Source organism: Ancylomarina salipaludis (assembly GCF_004122035.1).
Classification (GTDB): Bacteria; Bacteroidota; Bacteroidia; order Bacteroidales; family Marinifilaceae; genus Ancylomarina; species Ancylomarina salipaludis.
On record NZ_SAXA01000017.1, the window covers coordinates 1 to 20,494 of the forward strand.

The 20,494-nt window shown below is 36.7% G+C and carries 15 protein-coding genes and 1 tRNA gene; 5 read left to right on the forward strand and 11 right to left on the reverse strand.

The genetic code is table 11. The features are described from left to right. Positions 1 to 171 precede the first annotated feature (171 nt). Positions 172 to 1,710: a YifB family Mg chelatase-like AAA ATPase gene (locus EO244_RS14690; protein WP_129255448.1), complete on the reverse strand. Its 1,539-nt coding sequence runs from the start codon at positions 1,708 to 1,710 to the stop codon at positions 172 to 174. A 249-nt stretch (positions 1,711 to 1,959) separates the two neighbouring features. Here EO244_RS14690 and EO244_RS14695 point away from each other — a divergent pair, with 249 nt between their 5' ends. Both EO244_RS14695 and EO244_RS14700 read left to right on the forward strand, forming a co-directional pair. Beyond that, positions 1,960 to 2,754, forward strand: a complete 795-nt coding sequence (locus tag EO244_RS14695) for a thymidylate synthase (protein ID WP_129255449.1) — start codon at positions 1,960 to 1,962, stop codon at positions 2,752 to 2,754. Between the two features lie 47 nt (positions 2,755 to 2,801). Next, complete coding sequence (locus EO244_RS14700; RefSeq protein WP_129255450.1) at positions 2,802 to 3,287, forward strand: dihydrofolate reductase; 486 nt, start codon at positions 2,802 to 2,804, stop codon at positions 3,285 to 3,287. Between the two features lie 70 nt (positions 3,288 to 3,357). Here EO244_RS14700 and clpX read toward each other — a convergent pair whose 3' ends face one another. From clpX to EO244_RS14740, 8 genes are all read right to left on the reverse strand, one after another. Further along, complete coding sequence (gene clpX / locus EO244_RS14705; protein WP_129255451.1) at positions 3,358 to 4,572, reverse strand: ATP-dependent Clp protease ATP-binding subunit ClpX; 1,215 nt, start codon at positions 4,570 to 4,572, stop codon at positions 3,358 to 3,360. Positions 4,573 to 4,750: 178 nt separating this feature from the next. Beyond that, positions 4,751 to 5,431: an ATP-dependent Clp endopeptidase proteolytic subunit ClpP gene (gene clpP / locus EO244_RS14710; RefSeq protein WP_129255452.1), complete on the reverse strand. Its 681-nt coding sequence runs from the start codon at positions 5,429 to 5,431 to the stop codon at positions 4,751 to 4,753. A 199-nt stretch (positions 5,432 to 5,630) separates the two neighbouring features. Continuing rightward, positions 5,631 to 6,980 carry a trigger factor gene (gene tig, locus EO244_RS14715; RefSeq protein WP_129255453.1) on the reverse strand — a complete coding sequence of 450 codons (1,350 nt, stop codon included), beginning with the start codon at positions 6,978 to 6,980 and terminating at the stop codon, positions 5,631 to 5,633. A 104-nt stretch (positions 6,981 to 7,084) separates the two neighbouring features. Beyond that, positions 7,085 to 7,166, reverse strand: a tRNA-Leu gene (locus tag EO244_RS14720). 150 nt (positions 7,167 to 7,316) lie between these two features. Next, entirely contained in the window at positions 7,317 to 8,048 is a 732-nt protein-coding gene (gene lptB / locus EO244_RS14725; RefSeq protein WP_129255454.1) for an LPS export ABC transporter ATP-binding protein, read from the reverse strand. A 126-nt stretch (positions 8,049 to 8,174) separates the two neighbouring features. Continuing rightward, positions 8,175 to 10,685, reverse strand: a complete 2,511-nt coding sequence (locus EO244_RS14730; protein ID WP_129255455.1) for a DUF5686 and carboxypeptidase-like regulatory domain-containing protein — start codon at positions 10,683 to 10,685, stop codon at positions 8,175 to 8,177. A gap of 114 nt (positions 10,686 to 10,799) precedes the next feature. Continuing rightward, on the reverse strand, positions 10,800 to 11,612 hold the full coding sequence (gene tatC, locus EO244_RS14735; protein ID WP_129255456.1) for a twin-arginine translocase subunit TatC: 813 nt from the start codon (positions 11,610 to 11,612) through the stop codon (positions 10,800 to 10,802). An 87-nt stretch (positions 11,613 to 11,699) separates the two neighbouring features. After that, positions 11,700 to 12,668 carry a KpsF/GutQ family sugar-phosphate isomerase gene (locus EO244_RS14740; RefSeq protein ID WP_129255457.1) on the reverse strand — a complete coding sequence of 323 codons (969 nt, stop codon included), beginning with the start codon at positions 12,666 to 12,668 and terminating at the stop codon, positions 11,700 to 11,702. A 358-nt stretch (positions 12,669 to 13,026) separates the two neighbouring features. Between EO244_RS14740 and recQ the strand changes: the two genes are divergently transcribed. Next, a complete protein-coding gene (recQ, locus tag EO244_RS14745) occupies positions 13,027 to 15,204 on the forward strand; it encodes a DNA helicase RecQ (protein WP_129255458.1) in 2,178 nt (725 codons plus the stop codon). A 72-nt stretch (positions 15,205 to 15,276) separates the two neighbouring features. On the opposite strand, the gene EO244_RS14750 is transcribed toward recQ, so the two are convergent. Next, positions 15,277 to 16,458: a hypothetical protein gene (locus EO244_RS14750; RefSeq protein ID WP_129255459.1), complete on the reverse strand. Its 1,182-nt coding sequence runs from the start codon at positions 16,456 to 16,458 to the stop codon at positions 15,277 to 15,279. A gap of 24 nt (positions 16,459 to 16,482) precedes the next feature. Beyond that, positions 16,483 to 17,481, reverse strand: a complete 999-nt coding sequence (locus EO244_RS14755; RefSeq protein WP_129255460.1) for a lysylphosphatidylglycerol synthase transmembrane domain-containing protein — start codon at positions 17,479 to 17,481, stop codon at positions 16,483 to 16,485. A gap of 324 nt (positions 17,482 to 17,805) precedes the next feature. Between EO244_RS14755 and rsmA the strand changes: the two genes are divergently transcribed. Both rsmA and mgtE read left to right on the forward strand, forming a co-directional pair. Further along, positions 17,806 to 18,585 (forward strand): 16S rRNA (adenine(1518)-N(6)/adenine(1519)-N(6))-dimethyltransferase RsmA, encoded by a 780-nt coding sequence (gene rsmA / locus EO244_RS14760; RefSeq protein WP_129255461.1) that lies wholly within the window; start codon positions 17,806 to 17,808, stop codon positions 18,583 to 18,585. 245 nt (positions 18,586 to 18,830) lie between these two features. Beyond that, entirely contained in the window at positions 18,831 to 20,189 is a 1,359-nt protein-coding gene (mgtE, locus tag EO244_RS14765; protein ID WP_129255462.1) for a magnesium transporter, read from the forward strand. Positions 20,190 to 20,494: the final 305 nt, after the last annotated feature.

Genomic DNA, 20,494 nt, shown 5'->3' on the forward strand with positions numbered 1-20,494 from the left:
GGTACAATACATGTAGAAGACATTCTTCTTTAAATTATTTATCTCCTTTAGAATATGGAAGGCTATTAAATAATGACAAGAGAGCGGCATGACTTAACTTATTGTCCACATTTTTGTTGCAAGTCCAGTCCAAATATTATTAATTCATAACTCTTAATTCATAATTGAATATCACCCTCCCCAACCATCGCGATCGAGACTGCGATACTGAATGGCCTCAGACAGATGATCTGTTTCAATATTTTCGGAGCCAGCTAAATCGGCTATTGTTCGGGAGACCTTCAAAATTCTGTCGTAAGCCCTGGCTGATAGACCCACTTTTTCCATAGCAATCTTCAACAGATTCATCCCTTCTTTATTGGGACGGCAATATTTTCGTAAAAGCCGTGAACTCATCATTGCATTACAATACACTCCCTCTTCATCGGCAAAACGAGCCGATTGAATCTCACGTGCCGCCTCAACTCTTGCTCTAATATCCGCTGATTTTTCAGATAAACGGTCTTCTGAGATTTTATCAAATGAAACCGGAGTCACCTCGATGTGAATATCAATCCGATCGAGAAGTGGTCCAGAAATTCGGCTCAAATATTTTTGAACCATACCTGGTGGACACAAACAATCTTTCTCAGGATGATTATAAAAACCACAAGGACATGGATTCATCGACGAAATCAGCATGGTACTTGCCGGATAATCAACCGTAAATTTAGCCCGTGATATAGTTATCGTCCTGTCCTCCAAAGGTTGTCGCATCACTTCAAGGACAGTTCGTTTAAATTCGGGCAATTCGTCCAGAAAAAGCACACCATTGTGAGATAAGGAAATTTCACCGGGCTGAGGAATAGTGCCGCCCCCTACCAGTGCAACATCAGAAATGGTATGATGCGGGCTGCGGAAAGGGCGCTTGGTCATCAAACCACTTTCTTTTTCCAACGTTCCGGCTACCGAATGAATCTTAGTTGTTTCTAGAGCCTCTTGCAAACTCAAAGGTGGTAATATACCCGGTATGCGTTTTGCCAACATGGTTTTACCTGAACCTGGAGGACCTATCATGATGATATTATGTCCGCCGGCAGCTGCAATCTCAAGAGCTCGCTTGACGTTTTCCTGACCTTTGACATCAGCAAAATCGTGTTCAAAATGATTCAAATGGGAATAAAACTCCGCTCGGGTATCAACCTCAGTAATAAGCAACTCAGCATCCCCATTAAAGAAATCAATCAGCTCCTTAATATTTTCGATACCATAAACCTTTAAATTATTAACAACAGCAGCTTCTCTTGCATTTTCCTTGGGTAGAATTAAACCTTCAAATCCTTCTTCTCTGGCTTTAATCGCCATGGGTAAAACCCCTTTTATAGGGACCAAACTACCATCAAGCGAAAGTTCCCCCATAATCACATACTTCTGCAAATCGGGACATTTAATTTGTTCCGTAGCCGTCAGAATCCCAATAGCCAAAGGCAAATCATAAGCCGATCCTTCCTTGCGAATATCAGCAGGAGCCATATTGATAATAATCTTTTTCCCGGGAATTTTATATCCCACTTCCCTAAGAGCAGAATCAATCCGTTGCTGACTTTCTTTCACGGCATTATCAGGCAAACCCACCAAACTAAAACGAACACCGTTAAAAACATTCACTTCTATTGTAATGGTCGTAGCATGTATGCCATATACAGCACTCCCATAGGTCTTGATGAGCATAGTAGCTTATTTTTAGTGTATTAAGAAATACAATGAGACTTTAATTTAATAATTTATGTTGAGTTTAATACCAAATAATTTAGATATTTGTCATTTTTCAAATACATTATATCCCTCTTATTGATGAATAGATAAAGTTTTCAACAGACTTGTTAATAAGTTGAATCTCGAAATATTTCTATCAGTGAAACATTCTTTCAATGGAAAGTTTAACTTTAAACTAATTTTCAAAAGTAAATGTGAACAACTATGCGCCAATATCTCGATTTGCTAAAAAGAGTAACTCAAGAAGGTAACCAAAAAGGAGATCGAACAGGAACCGGAACCATCAGTATTTTCGGACATCAGATGCGATTCGACTTAGCAGAAGGCTTTCCTGTGTTGACAACCAAAAAGCTTCATCTAAAATCAATTATTCACGAACTGTTATGGTTTTTGAATGGCGACACGAATGTCAAATACCTACAGGATAATGGTGTGAAAATCTGGAATGAATGGGCTGATGAAAAGGGTGATTTGGGACACGTTTATGGCTACCAATGGCGTTCGTGGCCTAAAGCAAATGGCGAACATATCGATCAGATTTCTCAATTGGTAAATGACATTAAAACGAATCCAAACTCTCGACGATTAATCGTGAGTGCCTGGAATGTTGCCGATATTGAAAATATGGCTTTACCCCCATGTCATGCCCTATTTCAATTTTACGTAGCTAATGGCAAACTATCGTGTCAGTTGTATCAACGGAGCGCCGATATCTTTCTGGGTGTTCCATTTAATATCGCATCCTATGCCTTGCTGACTATGATAATGGCTCAGGTTTGTGATTTAGAACCGGGTGATTTTATCCACACTTTAGGCGATGCACATATTTACAACAACCATTTAGAACAAGTTGATTTGCAATTGACTCGTAAGCCTAAAAAGCTACCGCAAATGAAAATCAATCCTGATGTAAAAAATATTTTTGATTTCAAATATGAGGATTTCAGTCTTGAAAACTACGAGGCCGATCCGCACATCAAGGGAGCGATTTCCATTTAATATCGGATAAATAACAACGAAATTATATTCACTAATATATTCCTATCATGTCTCTATCTATCATAGTAGCAGCTTCTCAAAACAATGTTATTGGAAAAGACAATCAACTGATATGGCGTTTATCTGCCGATCTGAAACGATTCAAGGCTTTGACAACTGGACACCATATTATTATGGGGCGTAAAACATTCGATTCAATAGGGAAACCCCTTCCAAATCGTACCTCAATTATTATTACCCGTCAAGCGGATTATGAGGCAGAAGGTTGTATAGTGGTAAACTCGTTGGAAGATGCTTTGGCTAAAGTTCCTGCAGATGAGGAAGCTTTTATCATTGGTGGTGGAACCATTTATAAAGAAGCCATTGATAAAGCTGATAAATTGTATCTAACACGAGTACACAGCAAATTTGATGGGGATACATTCTTCCCCGAAATTGATGCTAAAGTCTGGAATAGTATCAAACGTGAAGATCATATGCCGGATGCTAAAAATGAATATGCCTATTCATTTATTGACTACGAGAGAAAATAGAAACGAAAAAATATAATAAAAACAAAAGTCTGGTGATTCACCAGACTTTTGTTTTATATAGAAAACTAATTTAAGCTATTCTCAAATGCTTCATATTGGTCTTTTCCAATTTTGCAGAAGCATATTTTGCATCGATTGTCACAGACTTTTCCTCAGAAGTTGGCAATTCGAACATGGCATCAATCATGATAGCCTCGCAAATCGAACGTAAACCACGGGCTCCAAGCTTATATTCGATGGCTTTATCAACGATATATTCTAAAGCACTTTCATCAAAAGTCAATTCAATATTATCGATTTTGAACAACTTGCTGTATTGCTTAATGATTGAGTTTTTAGGCTCAGTCAGAATATTTCGAAGGGCTTCACGATCAAGTGGCTCCAAATAAGTTAAAACCGGTAAACGACCAATAATCTCAGGTATCAATCCGAAAGATTTTAAATCCTGAGGAGCAATATATTGTAAGAAATTTTCCTGATCGATTTTCTCAGCCTGCTTACTTGCATTAAAACCAACTACAGATGTATTTAAACGCTGTGCAATTTTACGCTGAATCCCATCAAAAGCACCTCCACAAATGAAAAGAACATTCTTCGTGTTAACTGGTATCATTTTCTGATCGGGATGTTTACGACCGCCTTGTGGTGGAACATTGATAATAGATCCTTCAAGCAATTTCAACAAACCTTGCTGAACACCCTCACCTGAAACATCACGGGTGATTGAAGGGTTATCGCTTTTACGTGCAATTTTATCAATCTCATCAATAAATACAATGCCTTTTTCAGCAGCCTCAACATCGTAATCAGAAGCTTGCAATAGTCGAGTTAAAATCGATTCGATATCCTCTCCTACGTATCCTGCTTCAGTTAATACTGTTGCATCTACAATCGTGAAAGGCACATGTAGCATTTTAGCAATCGTTCTTGCCAAAAGTGTTTTACCTGTTCCGGTTTCACCAACCAAAATGATATTCGATTTTTCGATCTCTATTTCCTCATCGTCTTGTTCCTGAAGCAATCTTTTATAGTGATTGTATACGGCAACAGACAGGTATTTTTTTGCATCATCCTGACCAATAACATACTGATCGAGAAACGCTTTTATCTCAGTAGGTTTCAACAATTGAACCTCTTTCAGGTTAAGGTCAGAATTAATTTTTGATTCTTCCTTAATGATCTCATGAGCTTGGTCGATACAACTATCGCAAATGTGACCACTGATTCCCGCAATTAAAAGATTGGTATCTTTTTTATCTCGCCCACAAAATGAACATTTATCCATAAGTAAAATATAGTCTTTTAGCTTGCCGATGTCAGTTCATAACATCATTAAACCATGTTGTTTACAATTAAATAGGTCTCTGTATTTTCAAAATACAATATCCTCTTATATTAGAAATGCAAAGTTAAGCATTTTAAGCTTAACTCTGCATTTCTCAAACTTTTATGATTTTCAAGCCTTATTTCTTTGGCTCTCTCAACAATACTTCGTCAATCATACCATATTCCTTGGCTTCCTGAGCAGTCATCCAATAGTCACGATCTGAATTCTTTTCAACCGTCTCAAAAGGCATACCTGAATGATCAGAAATAATGGTGTAAAGCTCTTTTTTCAACTTCATAATCTCACGAGCCGTAATTTCAATATCAGAAGCCTGGCCTTGTGCGCCACCCATGGGTTGGTGAATCATCACACGAGAATGTTTCAAAGCTGAACGCTTACCTTTTTCTCCGGCAGTTAACAAAACAGCTCCCATTGAAGCAGCCATCCCTGTACAAATAGTTGCGATATCGCAATTGATATACTGCATGGTATCGTAAATTCCTAAGCCAGCATGAACAGAACCTCCAGGGGTATTGAAATAGATTTGAATATCCTTAGATGGATCAGTCGACTCCAGGAATAAAAGCTGAGCCATAATAATATTAGCCACATAATCATCGATAGGCACACCCAAAAAGATGATTCTATCCATCATCAAACGCGAAAACACATCCATAGATGCAATATTCAACTGACGCTCCTCAATAATTGTAGGAGAAATATATGAATTACTAATAGAGGTGTATCGATCTAAATTAAGACTACTAATGCCTCTATGCTTAGTTGCAAATTTTTTAAATTCGTCTTGTGGTATCATAGGATGAATATATTTATTTGAGCTTTGCCTGGAATATCTTCCCAAACAAAAGACTATAATGGGATATACAAATTCAACATTTAAGTTTAGCTAAAATAACGAAAAAAAATGCTTCTTGTACATCTGCTTTGCAAAATACTGAATAAAAAACAACCACGCCCTAATGAGCGTGGTCGAAATATATTTATTCTATAAATGCTTATTCAAACATTTTATTGAATTCTTCTGTAGAAACTTCTTTGTCTTCTACCTTAATTGTTTCTTTAAGATACTCAACAACTTTGTCGTCTAACTTACGATCCCAGATTTTTCTAGCCTCGTCTTTGTGTTCCAACATTTGCTTAGCATAGTTGGTTAAGTATTCTTCAGGTACTTCCATCATACCATACTGCTGGAATTGCATTAAAGCTTGTTTCTTAGCAAACTCAACAACTTCTTCTTCGTTAACCTTAAGATCGTTGTCTTTTACTAATTTGTCTTTAATCAACTGCCATCTGATATCATCAGAATAGTTTTCAAAATCAGTATCTACTTGCTCAGCAGTTAGGTCTTTGTTTGTTGCAATAATCCAACGCTTCAAGAATTCAACTGGCAATTCAATCTTAGCTTTCTTAACTAATTTATCTTTAGCATCGATAAGGAATTTATAATCACTATCGTTTACCAATTGAGCTTCGATATCCGCTTTAATTTGATTTCTGAATTCTTCTTCAGAAGCAACTTTTCCTTCACCGAATACTTTATCGAATAATTCTTGATTGATTCCTGCAGGTACAAACTTAGAAATATTTGTAATTGTGTATTGGAAATCAGATTCAAGAGTTTCAGCCATCTCAGGAGCGATACCCAACATAGAAGCTAAATCAGTTCTGTTAGGGAATGCCTTAGCAGGATTGAAAGTAATAATCTGGTTTTTGTTAGCACCTACAAATTTTGCTTTAGACTCTTCGTCTTTCATATATTCCAATGAAATAGCAACATCTTCGCTTACGATACCATCTTCAACAAGATTTCCTTCAGCATCAAGTTGAGCGAAATTTCCTTTAAGGATTTCTTTATCTTCAACAACTTCAGCTTCTTCGTTAGAACCAAAACGACGAGCGTGCATGTCTACACCATTCTGAATCATCTTCTCATCAACAGTAATTTTATAGAAGTTGATTTTATCTCTTTTGCTTAGGTTTAGAGCATACTCAGGAGCCATAGCAATATCAAATACGAATTCGAAATCAGTATCATTCTCCCAATCGATATCTTTTTGTTCAGTCTCATTTGGAAGAGGCTCACCTAGGATATCCAACTTGTTTTCCTCGATATACTTGTATAGCTCACGACCTAGAATTTTATTTACTTCATCAGCTAAAACAGGAGTACCATACATTTTCTTAATCAAACCCATTGGCACTTTACCAGGACGGAAACCATCAATACTTGCTTTTCTACGATGGTCCTTAAGCACAGAGTCAACTTGACTCGCATAATCTTCCTTTACTAACTGTAACTTAATTACAGCATTCAAATCATCAGTGTTGGTTCTTGTGATATTCATTTTTTAGCTATTAGAATGATAAACCCTTTGTAATTGCAAAAAACCGCCTCAAGCATGATGCATTCACATCTTCAGCAGGGCGGTTTAAGGTTATTTCTCTGTAGTGCGGATGAAGGGACTCGAACCCCCACGCCTTACGGCACTAGATCCTAAGTCTAGCGCGGCTACCAATTACGCCACATCCGCGGGTTAATTGCGGTGCAAATATAAATCTCTTTTTTTATTTGTGCAATAGTATTTTTCAAAAAAACTAATATTTTTTCACTTATCTTTTTTAAGTCATTAAATATCAAACAAACATCTCCAAAAACAAATCGAGATAAGTCTCAATAAAGTTTATTTCGATCGCCTTAATTCAAAATTCTTACCTAAATAAACACGACGAACATCTTCGTCTGCTGCCAACTCTTCAGCGGTACCCGATTTAAGAATATTACCTTCAAATAAAAGATAAGCTCTTTCGGTTATCGAAAGGGTCTCCTGCACGTTGTGATCGGTAATTAAAATACCAATATTCTTATCCTTTAAAGTTCGAACTATATCCTGAATGTCCTCAACAGCAATTGGGTCAACTCCCGCAAAAGGTTCGTCCAATAAAATAAATTTGGGTTTTATCGATAAGGCTCTTGCTATTTCAGTTCTTCGTCGCTCTCCTCCGGAAAGCTGAATACCCAAACTCTTACGAATTTTCTGAAGACTGAATTCGTTCAACATTTCTTCCAAGCGCTGTTCCTGATATTCTTTGGTGAAATCAGACATTTGTAAAACAGCCTTAATATTGTCTTCAACACTCAACTTACGAAACACCGAAGCTTCCTGTGCCAAATAGCCAACACCCATCTGAGCTCTTTTGTAAACTGGCTCATTGGTAATTTCCCGTTCATCAAGATATATCCGACCGCCATTGGGCTGAATTAAACCAACAATCATATAAAAAGATGTGGTTTTACCAGCACCGTTAGGCCCCAACAATCCAACAATCTCTCCCTGTTTCACTTCAACCGAAACACCTTTAACAACTGTACGGCTTTTATATTTTTTTACTAAATTTTCAGCTCTTAAAATCATAAGAATACTTTAGGTTTTGTCCCCGAATTTTGCAAATATATGAAACAACCGGGAATAGTCTTGGGCTGATGTGTTAATATATCTTACAAGTATCTATTTTAAATCAAATATAAAGTTAAGTCAGCTCTAAAAAGTCATCTGAAACATGGCACGAATACCAAACTTCTCAAAATCCTGATTGGGATTTGGTTCCAGATGGTTCAATCGCCACATGGCATCTACACGAAAAAACTTAAAAATATTCTCAACCCCAACACTAGCCTCAAAATAAGGATCAGTTACATCAGACAAGCCAACCGGAAATTTTAGAATCGCCTCACTATTGGCTAATGCGCCATTATTTTTATCAGATAAAGTTCCCCATAAACCTTTTGCGGAAACAACGGTACGCCATTTCAATCGCTTAAATAAAGGAATACGGTTCAAAATAAATCCCTGAAAATGATGCTCCACGGATAAACTCACATACTGATCACTTGCAAATTCAAAATAGTTCATCATATTAAACGCATAGGGATCAAAAGCATAAGTTTCGTTCCCTTCGTGAAGCGATAATAAGGGGTATGGGACCTTTCCGAATAACTTAGAAGCAGTTGCTAAATAACGCATTTTACCCAAAGGTGGTAAATCAAGTGTATGATCCACACTTAAATCTGCCTTAAAATATTCTTGTCCGGAACCCAGTACATTTTTCAGTCCCATCGTAAGATAAAGATTAACAATGGGCACAGGACCACCCAAATGAACTCTCTCGAATTCACCCATCACAACCTTCTCGTTTCTTGTCCACCGGGTTCTTAATTCAATTTCCGAATTCTTGATTCCTGAAATAGGCAAGTCACCATTAGGTGAAACAAATGGAACGATTGGTGTTGGTGAAATATCGCGATAACGAAATTTCAAACTGTTCATAAACCCCTGAAACCATTCTTTCTCATAATGTGCCTCAAACTGATTAAGCATCGTCAGCTTATTATTTGGATTCCGCTTAAGCAATGAGGCTAAGATATTTCCCTCAGTAAAAGCATTGGGACTTTTCCCCAGTTGATGAATATCGTGTTTCCACTGCATCCCAAAGGTTTCCCTCGGGAGTTTATTAATCATGTACAGAAATCCCAAACCATATTTAAATCGATTATCCTTATCTCCGTAGGCAACATGAGCGTTGTACATCACTTTCGTACTAAAATCATTCGATGTACGTCCCCCAAACATAAATCGGTTTCCTTCAATCTCATTGAATGAATAAAGCTTATAATAAGGTCCGTATTCAAAGTTCCCTTTTGTATAATAGCCCGTCACAAAAGTTTGAATAATATCGATGATATTCTTGTAGAGCGGAACATTCTGAATGGAGTCGACCATAGAATAAATTCCCGATTCACGCTTGGAAAGCTTAAATGGACGAGCGTCATCCCAATACGAAGCCTGCTTTCCCAATGCATCATCATTTACGATAACATTATTCTCCAGCTTCACAATTTCTTTACGAATCGGCTCATTCAATTTCACTTTGCGATAAGAGATTGTTTTTCGTCCAAAAAATCCCATTTGTGAAGTTGAATCTCTATTGGTCAACATGAAATCGACAAATAGATTTTGCTTTTTCAAAAACCAGGTTGAATCGTTTAACTTTTGAAATTCATTGGTACTCACCAAATCCTTAACCCAGTTGAGGTTCACATCTTTGGTGATGCGCATTTTCATATTCTCAACCGCAAAGGTCGTATCGGCTACCCAAAAATCGCCCACAAAACAAGGCTCTAATTTTCTTTTGGGTTTAAAAGACATATGATAGCACCAATTTCCATCACGATAGGCACTATCTGTCAGGTAATATTTGTAATAACTCAAACCTCCATCTGCAATCGGACTCACAAAATTTTTATTAAACAAATCGATAAAGTTATCGTAGATGTTTATATTTTGATGCAACTGTCCCGTAAACTGGGCCAAACTTGCATTATCCTTAATCCCTGACATTTGAGACGCTTTAATAACTTCTCTCTCAAGCTTTGGTGTCTTACGATAGTAATAATCTGATAAAGATTCGGTTATAAAAACGGGGAGATAAGATTTACCTGTAACAACTGATGTATCAACATAATCGAAAACAAACTGAAACTGACGCATGATTTTTTTATTCTTAAAATCATCGTTGATATTGTTTAAGTCCATCTCCATCTTCGTATAAGTCTCGTACTGATAGGATTCCAAACGAGATGGGTTATTTTTCTTTTTATGTGCTATGATTTTCCTCAAAAGGATATGAGCAGGATTCTCTCCCGGTAGAATTTTAATCTCTTGCAAGGCTACTGCTTCAGAATGCAACTCAATATTTAAAGTCTGAAAAACACCCTTCTGAACAGCATACACCCTGCCCTTATACCCCACAAAAGAAACCTGCAAAGAATCTGTTGGCGTTCGGGTCTCAATAAAATAATTCCCATCAAAATCGGTAGTCGCTCCTATTGTAGTCCCCTTAAAAGAGATATTAACAAAAGGTAACGGCTCTTGAGTTTTAGCGTCAACAACCTTACCTCTCAGTTTAGTTACCTGAGAAAAAGCAGTCTGATTTATTCCTACCCCCATAAGAATAAACAGCAGTAACAATAATCCTTTAGTAATCTTTAGCATGCACAATTTATAAGTGAATAAGATTGACAATTCCTGCAATTTAAGAATTTCAAAATTAACAATAAATCCATCTTGATAAAAAACTCGCTTAAACTAATTTTATTGTATAAATGCTTATTCAAATTCCTTTGCCTGCTTTTTTTGGATGCGCTTAGAAATACTAATCCCCACCTCATATAAAAGCAATAATGGTAAACAAACCAATACTTGAGAAAAGATATCCGGCGGTGTAATAATTGCTGACAAAATCAGAATCAAAACAATGGAATGCTTTCTGTATTTTCTTAGAAACTCAGGGCTGACTAAGCCTATTTTACTCAGAAAAAAGATGAGAATTGGCAATTCGAATATGATCCCACTAGCCAAAACTATCGATGTAATTGTTGAGATATATGAATTCAAATTAATCTGATTCATTACCTGAGACGAAACATTGTATGAACCTAAAAAATGAACCGACAAAGGTGTAATAATGTAATAACCAAAGGCAACCCCAAGGGCAAACAAGAAACTGGTATAAAAAATAGAACCTCTTGCATGCTTCTGTTCTGAAGAATATAAAGCCGGTTTCACAAATCTCCAAAACTCAAAAAACAAATAAGGGAAACCTGCAATGCAACCAACAACTACAGAAACAGTTATATGAGTAGCAAATTGTCCGGCCATGTTAATGTTTATCACTTGAAAAGGTTTGGTATTAATCTTTAAAGACTCAACACCCGTATAATCAGACAAAAGAGCAAACATCCTGTTGGTAAAAAAGTCAACATTTTTAGGCGCTAATATGATTTTATCAAAAATAATATCGTAAAATACAAAAGCTACAACAGCAAATACTAATACAGCTAAAGCAGAACGAATCAGGTGCCAACGTAGTACTTCAAGATGTTCAAGGAAACTCATTCCATCTTCTTCTTTTTCTGACATATAATTTCAATTACAATAAACAATTCCTAATTTGAGGCTTAACAGCCTTATCTCAAAAAGGCCACCTCTCTCTCTTTCAATAAAATACTATACAATTCCTTCTTTCAGAATATCATGAAGATGAACCAAACCTAAATATTCACCGTCCTTACAAACAACCAACTGCGTAATGCTGTTTTTCTCCATTAAATGAAAAGCATTTATAGCCAACTCATCTTCTGCAATTGTCTTTGGGGACACTGACATAATATCTTTTGCCTTAAGTGGTTTCACATCCTCATATTGCTGCATCATTCTACGCAAATCACCATCGGTAATAATGCCGGACAATTTATTTTCATCACTGATTACAGCTGCCGCTCCCATTCTCTTCGAAGAAATCTCAAGAATAACAGTCCGAATATCATCATTTAATTTTACTTGTGGAGCAGATTGTTTTACCAAAAGATCACTCACACGCAAATACAACTTTTTACCCAAAGCTCCACCCGGGTGAAACTTAGCAAAATCCTGAGAGCTAAACTGACGGCATTCAAGCAAGGCAACAGCCAAGGCGTCTCCAATAACCAACTGTGCAGTTGTTGAATTTGTAGGCGCTAAATTGTTAGGACAAGCTTCTTTATCAACTACCGCCTTAAGCACATAATCCGATTGTTTCGCTAAAAAGGAATCCAGGCCAGCAACCATGCCTACTAAAACATTTCCCAGATTTTTAATCAATGGTGCCAAAACTTTGATCTCTGGCGTATTTCCACTCTTCGATATACAAATAATGATATCATCAGGCCTAATCATACCTAAATCACCATGAATTGCATCAGCTGCATGCATAAACATAGATGGTGTCCCGGTAGAATTTAATGTCGCAACGATCTTATTGGCAATATTTGCACTTTTCCCGATTCCGGTCACAACAACACGACCTCTGCTTTCTAAAATAAGCTCAACAACTTCTGCAAAGTCATCATCTATATAATCAGCAAGTTGACCAATGGTTCTAGCTTCCTCTTTTATTGTATTTATTGCGATCTCTTTTATCTTATTTTTTGAATTCAAAACTTATCAGTATTATATTATTAATGTTCTATTTAAGCCCAAATCTCAGCTAAAAACATAAAAAAAGTTAAAAGCTGTTAAATGACTTCAAGGTTTTGTTTTCTTCAAATGTTTATCTAAATTTAAAATACAAAAGTATTCATTTATTGAATAAAAAAGACTGAAGAGAGGTAAAAATCACACCTTTAAAAGCTAAATCTGCAAAACATTTTTATTAGCTTCGCAGGTTCTCAGCTATACTTAAATTAGCAACTAATAATATTAAGATTATTTTTAAAACAATTGGAGCAACGTTTTTAACGCGAATCCAAAAAGAAAAAGAATCTTACAAATATCTAATGACAACAAATTACAGAAGATGAAAACGGAGTTTGAGCTAGTTAGTCATTTAAAAAAGAATTTTGGATTTGACACCTTCAAAGGGAGTCAGGAAGAAGTTATAAACAATGTCCTTAATGGCAACGATACATTTGTATTAATGCCTACTGGTGGAGGAAAATCGCTTTGCTACCAACTACCAGCTATGATGCTGGAGGGTACTGCAATTATCATTTCCCCACTAATTGCCTTGATGAAAAATCAGGTTGATGCGATGAGGAATTTTGGTGAAGATGATGGAGTGGCACACTTTATGAATTCATCTCTGTCAAAATCAGCCACACTTAAGGTTAAAGAAGATGTCATTGAAGGCAGAACCAAACTATTGTATGTTGCTCCAGAGTCTTTGACTAAAGAGAGTAATATTGAATTTCTTAAAAACATCAAGATTTCATTTTATGCAGTAGATGAGGCACACTGTATTTCTGAGTGGGGCCACGATTTCCGTCCTGAATATCGCAAAATAAGACCTATCGTTGAAGAAATTGGGAAAGCACCGATTATTGCACTAACTGCAACAGCAACACCAAAAGTTCAACACGATATACAAAAGAACCTTGGCATGTTAGATGCCAATGTTTATAAATCATCCTTCAACCGTTCGAACCTTTATTACGAGGTAAGACCCAAAGTTGATGCAACCAAAGAGATTATCAAATTCATTCGGAAGAATGAAGGGAAATCAGGTATCATCTACTGCTTAAGCCGTAAAAAAGTTGAAGAATTAGCAGAAACACTTCAAGTCAATGGCATCAATGCAGTTCCTTATCATGCGGGGATGGATTCTGCCACTCGATCGGGTAACCAGGATAAATTCCTTATGGAAGATATTGATGTTGTTGTAGCAACCATTGCATTTGGAATGGGAATAGACAAACCCGATGTTCGCTTTGTTATTCATTACGATATCCCTAAAAGCCTGGAAGGTTATTATCAGGAAACCGGTCGTGCCGGTCGTGATGGTGGTGAAGGACACTGTTTGACTTTCTACAGCTACAAAGACATTCAGAAGCTTGAAAAATTTATGCAAGGCAAACCTATTGCCGAACAGGAAATTGGGAAACAACTTTTACTGGAAACCGTTTCCTATGCCGAATCTGCACTCTGCCGACGTACCGTTCTACTCCACTACTTCGGAGAAACTCACACTGAAGAAAATTGTGGCAGCTGTGACAACTGCCTGCATCCTAAAAAAGAATTCCAGGGTGAAGAATACGTGGTAAAAGCTCTTAACGTTGTTAAAGCTGTAAAAGAACGTTTCAAAGCAGATCATCTCGTCAATATTTTAACGGGCGAATCCAATTCCTCAATAAAATCATACAAACACGACGAACTTGATATCTTTGGCTGCGGTAAAGATAAAGATCAACATTTTTGGAATATGGTTTTCCGCCGTGCCTTAATCAACATGTTCATCGAAAAAGATATTGAGCAATATGGGGTCATCAAGATTAAAAAGGAAGGTCACAACTTCTTAAAGAAACCAACACCTTTCATGCTTACTGACGATCACGACTTTGATGAATCAGACACTGATGCTCCAAAATCAGGGGGAACTGCGGCTGTTGATACAGTCCTGCTTAAAATGCTGAAGGAACTTCGCAAAAAAATCTCTAAAATTAAGAAAACACCACCCTACGTTATTTTCCAGGATCCATCTCTTGAGGATATGGCTATTCAATACCCCATCACCATTGAAGAGATGTCACATATCCAGGGTGTAGGAGCTGGAAAAGCAAAACGTTTTGGTAAAGAATTCATCGAACTGATTGCCAAACATGTTGAAGAAAACGACATTGAGCGTGCACAGGATATGGTTGTCAAATCTATCGCTGACAAGTCCAAATTCAAGGTATACATCATTCAAAGTGTTGATAGAAAAATGGATCTCGAAGACATTGCTGATGCAAAAGGAATGGAATTCGAGGATCTGCTTAAAGAAATGGATGCCATTGTATATTCTGGTACCAAACTCAATATCGACTATTATATAGATGAAGTCATCGATGAGGACAGACAAGAAGAAGTCATGGAATACTTTAACGAAGCTGAAACGGATGATATTGATGAGGCTCTTGAAGAATTAGGAGAGGAAGATTATTCTGAAGAAGACATTCGTTTGATGCGAATAAAATTCCATACTGAGAATGGATTATAAAAGAAACTAAAGCCGTCTTACAAAGATGGCTTTTTTTATCTCCCCAATTCAAGTCTTAAAACTGAATGACAATCATTTGATTATTGGAGAACGTTCAAATTTCTTTTTCTCATCAAAAAGCTTACGAAAAGTGATATGGGTTTTATAAATTTTTGCACCGATATGCTCCATCATATGCATCATACGGGGATTAAAGTCACCAATCCAATTCATCTCAAGAGTTTCAAAAGGGAAATTTGGATTAAATCCTTCTTTTGAAAATTGGTAGATCATAGCAGCATCAACACCTTTGGATTGGAAAGCCGGAACAACGCCAAATATCAAACCAACTGCATTTTTATTCTTCTTAATATACTTATAATGTAAGAATTTCAACTTAGCCAGCCAACCGAATCGACCATTGCCCCCCTCAATAACCTCATTCATATCGGGACTCATAATAAAAAAGCCAATAGGTTCATCTTTGTAATAAGCAAACCAGAGTAGTTTTTTGTGCAAAACTGATCGAAGACTGTTAAAATTCTCCAAAGCTTGCTCTTCAGTCATTGCCTCAACACCCGGAATAGTAGACACCCATGCTTCATTGTATATATAAACAAAATCACGAATGTACTTTGTCCAGTCTTTCTCATTAAAATGAACAATTGAAAAATCCGGGTTGCGTTCAATCCGCTGGGCTTTCCAGGCAATAATTTCACTTAAGCTCTCAACAGAGAACTTCGTTTTATAAGTATACTGCTCAAAATAAGTTTTAAAACCGTATGATTCAAACAGATTTCTATAATATGGAAGCGAATAAGGCATTCCGTATAAGGGCTTGTGAAAACCATCAACCAGTAAGCCCCACCATTGATGACGATCACCAAAGTTAATCGGCCCATCCATAGCTTCAATCTCTTGGTCTTTCAACCAATTGGTACAGCAATCAAAAAGCTTAAATGCAGCATCCCTGTCATCAATACACTCAAAAAAGCCCATTCCTCCAATAGGAAATTCACCTAAATCCCGTGTTTTATAATCGATAAAAGCTGCTACACGTCCAACAGTTAACCCATCAGCATTTTTCAAAATCCATCGGCAACAAGTCCCTCTCTGAAACATTTTATTTTTCCCGGGATCAAAAACAGCTTCAACTTCACTATCCAATGGACGAATCCAATTCGGTTCATTCTTGTAAAGACGCACAGGTAGTTCCAAAAATTCCTGCTTTGACGGCGCATCCACCACCTCTTCTATTTGAAACTTACTATCCATACAATTCTAACTACTAATTCTAACCTACAATTTCTTTCTGTTAACAATAGGCAAAGCAATTACCGAAAGTGCCCCAACTATAATTATCATCGCTGTTTGAGAACCATGAACAACCAAAGCAAAACTTCTGGATAACTTCTCAATATCAGGTGTGCCTGGCAGGTAAATCAAAAGTGTCCCAATAACCATAAAATGCCAGGCTCCAATGCCTCCCTGAACGGGGGCAACCATACCAAAACTTCCCATCACAAAAACAGTTAATCCTGCAAGAGCTGGCAGATTCGACGTGAAACCAAAACTAAAGAAACAAATGTAGGTCATCATATAATACATCACCCAAATAAAAATGGTGTGAAGAACAAATGGCAACTTATTATCCAGTTTACGAATCGCTTTAAACCCATCCATAAAGTTCCCTAACGTAAACATGATCTTTTTATAAAAGAGGGTGTGCTTAAATTTTTTACGAAAAATAAATATTAATAAAACCAGACCTCCCAACACATACATGGTAATGGAAGAAGCAAAAACAGTCGATAATTTCGAGCTAACCTCTGGATTACGAGTCATAAAATCTGATAAAACTTCGAACTGAGTAACCATTGTTAAAAGCAAAAACAACAACAGCATCACAATATCAAGAGCTCTTTCAAGGACAACTGTCCCAATAAGCTTTGAAAATGAAACATCCTCATATTTACTAATCACCCCGCATCGGGAAATCTCCCCCATTCTTGGTAAAGCCAAATTCGCAAAATAACCAACCATTACAGCTAAAAAGGTATTGGTAAAACGTGGTTTTTTACCTAATGATTCAATCAACATATTCCATCGAAGCGTCCGACTAACATGACTTAACAGTCCAAAAACAAGAGAAGCCAGAATCCAGAAGTAATTGACTTCATTTTTTAATACGTCAAAAATTTGAGATGTGTCTTGTCCTCTATAAATTAACCAAAATAAAAAAGCACTTATGGAAAAGAAAATAAGGAATTTTATGCCTTGACTTAATGTTTTCTTCAATGTTCTATGTTTTTGTATGACATCTATTCTTAGAACTGATACAAGTCTGATTATATTTCGAACAAAACAGATCCCAATCTGATTAAACCATCAATCAAAATGAATTTTTACTACACAAATAATGCTGAAATAAACGAATCTGAATTTTCTTGCCAATGAATTTTAAAATTTCAACAAGTAAACCCTGTTCTTATGGTATTTAGTTCTAAATTTGCCGTAATTTACGACAGGTGAAGCGCAAAAATAACGAAATGTTTGTAAAATACTTTGGTTTTTTAGCTTAAGAATAAAAGCTCCTGTTAAAAAAGTATTGAAGACCTGAATATGGGATACGTTAGAGCAAAGAAAAATTTAGGTCAGCATTTCTTAAAAGATTTAAACATCGCTAAGAAAATTGTTGACAGTTTAGATGGTGAACAAACAAACAAAGTATTGGAAATAGGACCGGGTATGGGCGTTCTCACACAATACCTGTTGCCCAATAAAAATTTCGAAACACACGTTGTTGAAATTGATACCGAATCAGTAGCCTATCTAAAAGAACACTATCCTGAACTTGAAGGTCGGATTATTGGTGAAGATTTTCTTCGATTTGATTTATCAAAATTATTCGATGAACCATTTTCTGTCATCGGTAATTTCCCTTACAATATTTCATCACAAATCTTTTTTCGGGTTCTTGATTATCGCGATCAGATTCCTGAAGTTGTTTGTATGATTCAAAAAGAAGTTGCTGAACGAATGAGCGCAAACCCTGGCTGCAAAGCTTATGGTATCTTAAGTGTGCTTATGCAAGCTTTTTACAATATCGATTACCTTTTTACAGTCGGAGAAAAAGTATTCGATCCACCACCAAAAGTAAAATCAGCGGTTATTCGCATGCGTCGAAACACAACAACAGACTTAAAATGTAGTGAACCTCTATTTTTCAGAGTAGTTAAAACGGGTTTTAATCAGCGACGCAAAACACTCCGAAATTCGCTTAAAAGTGTACTCGGTGAATTAAAACTTGAGGATGAAATCATGAGCAAAAGACCTGAGCAACTTAGCGTACAGGAATTTGTCGAACTAACTAATAAAATTGATGCTCTTTTGGCTGAATAAAATCTTTATTCAATCTTTTAAGCACTTTTCAAAAAAAAGTTAGTATTACTTTATCAACTATTTAATTATATTAGATGCTAAAGTTGATAATCCTATGTTCTTATCATTTAAACAAAGGCCTATTTTCATATAACTGGTACAATCATTCTGACACTTTTAATAAGCGCAGACTAATTACAACATATCAATAATAAGATATGTGTCTTACAAAGAAAATTCGTCACACACTCAAAAAATAAGATGTTATGCAATTTGAATTAACACGCGAATACATCGATGATCTAAGAGAACTTATAGATCAGAAAAATGAGAACGAAGCAAAAGCTAAGATCGAAGATCTGCATGCGGCAGATATTGCAGACATCCTGGACGAATTAAATACCGAAGAAGCCGTATATCTCTTTTTACTTCTCGATGCAGACACGGGTGCTGACGTGCTTGCTGAAATTGAAGAAGATGACCGCAGACGTTTTATCAAAGTCCTTCCGATAGAAGTCATTGCTAAAAAGTTCATCGACCATATGGACTCTGATGATGCTGCCGACCTTATTGGCGGACTTTCTGAAGAGAAACAAGAAGAGATTCTTTCGCAAATAGAAGATGTCGAAACTGCGGGTGATATTGTTGATCTTTTGCATTACGACGAAGACACTGCAGGGGGTCTGATGGGCAAAGAATTAGTTATTGTCAACGAAAACTGGACCGTTCTTACCTGCCTTAGGGAACTTAGCCGTCAGGCTGAGGATATTGATGAAATTTACTATGTCTATGTTGTTAATGACGACAACAAACTCATCGGAACTCTATCACTTAAGAAAATGATATTGAGTCCAACTTCTGCCAAAATCGTCAATATTTATGAACCAGATGTCATGTCAGTTCATACCGATGCTTCGGACGAAGAAGTTTCTCTTATTATGGAGAAATACGACTTGGTTGCCCTCCCAGTTGTTGATAGTATAGGTCGATTAATGGGACGAATTACTATTGATGATGTTGTCGATGTCATTCGCGATGAAGCCGAGAAGGATTATCAGATGGCTTCAGGTATCTCGGAAGATATTGAAGCAAGTGACTCAATCTGGCTGCAAACACGCGCCCGACTTCCATGGCTTCTGATTGGACTGGCTGGTGGAATACTTTCTGCAATGGTTATTTCTACACATGAAAGTGGTTTAATTGCGACCCCGGCTATGGCTTTTTTCATCCCGTTGATTACGGCCATGGGAGGTAATGTCGGCGTTCAATCTTCAGCTATCATCGTACAAGGCTTAGCCAGCAACTCGCTTGGATTTGAAAGCACATTCAGTCGCTTACTTCGTGAATTAGGAGGCGCATTCGTAAATGGTATCACCTGCTCTTCACTTTTATTCACATACAATTATTTTTTCAGTGACTCATATGCTCTCACCATCAGTGTATCTGCCGCGCTTCTATCTGTCATTATTTTTGCATCAGCAACTGGCACACTAATCCCTTTGATGCTAAATAAAATTAAGATTGACCCAGCCTTGGCAACAGGCCCTTTTATCACAACATTAAATGATATTATTGGTCTTTTGATTTACCTATCGATTGGGGCCTATTTTTATGGCGTAATCTAATCACCTAAATTATTACCCAAACCATTCATGCATAAGTCGTAATTGTTAGAATAATTCCACAATTACAATTTATTTCAAAAAAATCGTTCCTTCAAAATCTCGTCCCGCATTTCAACGACAAAAAAAACAGTTATCATTTCCCAACACACCTCTAACCCACTCAAAAACAAGGAGAACTGTTTTTCTCAGAAATTGCTTGAAAAAAGCTCTGATTCTGAGTCTTATTTTTTAGGCTTTTTCTTAACTTTGCGTGAAACTAGACTTAGTCATATAAAATGTTAAATACTAGCACTTTACAATGCCTA